This is a genomic window from Microcystis sp. M_QC_C_20170808_M3Col (assembly GCF_007095505.1).
Taxonomy (GTDB): Bacteria; Cyanobacteriota; Cyanobacteriia; order Cyanobacteriales; family Microcystaceae; genus Microcystis.
In genome coordinates, this window is record NZ_SFBY01000316.1 from 1 (window position 1) to 3,371 (window position 3,371).

The window sequence follows — 3,371 nt, forward strand, 5'->3', positions numbered from 1 at the left end:
GTTTCAGTTTTTCTATTAAGCTCAACATATATTTAAAAGGTTGGCGGTCACTTCTCATTTTACAAAGACAGTGATCGCTTTTACTTTTGATATTCTGATGGGAGAATGAAACAGCCCTACCCAAACCCCCCCGCGCATTAGCTTTTCGGTGGGATGCTTACAGGCAGCTGCTGATACATTTGTAATTATTTAAAAGTCACTGATAATTGCTGATTATCGGTATTTCTGCAAATGTGAGATGCACCCAATCTGCTTAACCCGAACTGACGTTAATATTACTATCACCTATTGACTAAAAATGAAGATTTTACCCCTAACAGTTGACAATTGCTCATCGATCCCGAAGAGAAGCAATTAAGCTCACTGGTGTGTCGGAAGATTAGAGATTGTGCCAAAATGGAGAAAGTGACCCAATGATTACAGGTAAATTGTTAAAGAAAGGATCGAGTAACCGTGACTGATACGAACTTAGATATACTATCCTTGACCGATCCAGCGATCGCGGGGATTCTGCAAAAAGAACTGCAACGTCAAAGAGATCACCTAGAATTAATCGCTAGTGAAAACTTTACCTCGGCTGCCGTCATGGCCGCCCAGGGTTCGGTTTTAACCAACAAATACGCCGAAGGACTGCCCAAAAAACGCTACTACGGTGGTTGCGAATACGTTGACGAAGCGGAACAATTAGCGATCGATCGGGTTAAACGACTATTTGGGGCAAACCACGCTAACGTACAACCCCACTCCGGGGCCCAAGCTAATTTCGCCGTTTTCCTGACCCTCTTGCAGCCCGGCGATACGATTATGGGTATGGATCTCTCCCACGGTGGTCATCTTACCCACGGTTCCCCTGTTAACGTTTCCGGGAAATGGTTCCGAGTAGTACAGTACGGAGTAAGTCCCGAAAGCGAACGCCTTGACTACGATCTCATCCTTGACATCGCCCGCAAGGAAAAACCCAAACTAATTATCTGCGGTTATTCTGCCTACTCGCGCCAGATTGATTTCGAGAAATTCCGCGCCATCGCTGACGCAGTGGGGGCCTACCTGATGGCAGATATCGCCCATATTGCCGGTTTAGTGGCCACTGGTCATCATCCTAACCCCCTACCCCACTGTGATGTGGTAACTACCACCACTCACAAAACCCTGCGCGGTCCTAGGGGGGGGTTAATTATGACCAAAGACGAGGAATTAGGCAAAAAATTCGATAAATCCGTCTTCCCCGGTACCCAAGGCGGTCCCCTAGAACACGTGATCGCGGCGAAAGCGGTGGCTTTTGGGGAGGCCCTGAAACCGGAGTTTAAAATCTATTCAGGACAAGTAATCGGTAATGCCCAAGCTTTGGCAGGTCAGTTGAAAGCTAGAGGGATTAAAATTGTCACCGATGGTACGGATAATCACTTGATGTTACTCGATTTAAGATCCGTGGGCATGACCGGGAAAGAAGCCGATCGCTTGGTGAGTACTATCAATATTACCGCTAATAAAAACACTGTTCCCTTCGATCCCGAGTCTCCCTTTGTCACCAGTGGTCTGCGCTTGGGTTCCCCGGCTATGACCACCAGAGGACTAGGAGAAACGGAATTTATCGAGATTGGCAACATTATCGCCGATATTCTCCTTAATCCAGGTGATGAAGCCCTGAGAACTACTTGCCGTCAACGGGTAGCGAAACTCTGTGAAAGCTTCCCCCTCTATCCCCATCTCCATATTTCCGTCCCCGCCTTGGCCTAAAACGAGAGATAATAAAAACTCATAATTGGCGATTGCCTGTCAGTTGCCAATTGTGAATTAAATCGCCCCCCAATTCCCATGTCTGGAGATTTATACTATCTAATTGCTTTTCTGATCGCCCATACCGTGGTACTTTGGAGTACCCCCCTCGTCAGAACCGTCGGACTGAAAAGCGGTTACGTCGATAAACCCAACGAAAGGAAGGTCCATGAAAAGCCCATGGTTCGACTGGGGGGAGTTTCGATTTTTGTCGGCGCGTTAACTGCCCTCCTGATCGTTTGGTGGTTGGGAGGGTTTGCCGGTTTAAACAGCGATCGAGAATGGGAAGTTTGGGGCGTAACCCTAGGCGGTTTGGGCTTTTTCCTCATCGGTCTAGCGGATGATCTTTTTAATCTTTCGCCGCTCAATCGTTTGGTAATGCAGTTTAGCGTCGCTTTTCTAGCTTGGCAAGCCGGGGTAAGGATCGATTTCCTCTCTATTCCCTTCGGCGATTTATTACAAATTCATTGGCTAAGTTTACCGATTACTCTCCTCTGGTTAGTGGGGATGGCTAACGCGATTAACTGGATTGACGGTTTAGATGGATTAGCGGCGGGGGTTTCGGGTATATCTGCCGTGGTTATTTTAATTGTAACTTTGGTGATGGGACAACCGGCCGCCGCTATTATCGCCGCCGCTTTAGCGGGTGGGGCTTTGGGTTTTCTGCGTTACAATTTTAACCCCGCTCAAATTTTTATGGGGGATGGTGGAGCCTATTTTATGGGTTTTACCCTCGCGGGTGTGGCGGTGATTGGATTGGCTAAAACCACTGCTGTGACTACCGTTGCCGTTACCGCCGTCCTATTACCCTATCTCATCCTCGCGGTTCCTCTCCTCGATATGTCCACGGTGATTATTTCCCGTCTCAAACGCGGAAAATCCCCTTTTGTGGCTGATAAACGTCATTTACACCACCGTTTACTGAAAGCTGGTATCTCTCACCGTCTGACAGTGTTATTTATCTATGCCCTAACCCTCTGGGTGGGCAGTTTAGCCCTCGGTTTCTCCAATGTTCCCAGTGGTTGGGGTTTTGCCTTTGGTGCGACTCTCCTCCTCGGTTACGTCGGTTGGCAAGTCTGGCGCAATCGTGGCAGTGAACCGTAAACTATCTTAAAGTCGTCAGATATCAGCTTTTTTCTGCGGATATCTCTTCGGCATCCAGTTTGTCACTTTGAGAGGGCAAGCAATATCACAGTAATTCTATATTGATTTTCCGTCACCACAACCTCAGTTGATAACCTTTCTTCCATTGGTAAAGCATTTTTCCGCCTATCAAAGATAAATAACCAACCAAAATCTAACCCCAAACGCCCTAAATAAGGCTCTAATTGTTCAATTCCATCAGGTTGCGGATCGCGTTTTTTATCCCGCCATACTTTTAATTCAATCCCTAAAATTACATCTTTGTAACTCAGACATAAATCCATTCTATCACTACCAATTGCATATTCCCTTTCTAAAACTCCCCCACCATTAATAACTCACCGTTCGCTTATTTTTTGAGGTCAGGTAACGAAAATATGGCTGAAAAGCTGACCCCGTAAAGGATTGAGCGAACGTTACTGACCCATTTTTATCCATCAGCAAAGAAGTCA

At 46.7% G+C, this 3,371-nt stretch carries 2 protein-coding genes and 1 pseudogene; 2 read left to right on the top strand and 1 reads right to left on the bottom strand.

The genetic code is table 11. From position 1 onward, the window contains the following. The first annotated feature begins 453 nt into the window (after positions 1-453). Complete coding sequence (gene glyA / locus EWV84_RS14470) at positions 454-1,737, top strand: serine hydroxymethyltransferase (RefSeq protein ID WP_287078545.1); 1,284 nt, start codon at positions 454-456, stop codon at positions 1,735-1,737. Positions 1,738-1,815: 78 nt separating this feature from the next. Beyond that, on the top strand, positions 1,816-2,880 hold the full coding sequence (locus tag EWV84_RS14475; RefSeq protein ID WP_002732067.1) for a glycosyltransferase family 4 protein: 1,065 nt from the start codon (positions 1,816-1,818) through the stop codon (positions 2,878-2,880). Between the two features lie 62 nt (positions 2,881-2,942). Here EWV84_RS14475 and EWV84_RS14480 read toward each other — a convergent pair. Further along, positions 2,943-3,257, bottom strand: a pseudogene (locus EWV84_RS14480) (hypothetical protein); the annotation flags it as partial. Positions 3,258-3,371 lie beyond the last annotated feature (114 nt).

Bases quoted from the DNA above. Each gene is read 5' to 3' on its own strand.
- EWV84_RS14475 (WP_002732067.1), top strand. From the start codon at position 1,816: ATGTCTGGAGATTTATACTATCTAATTGCTTTTCTGATCGCCCATACC.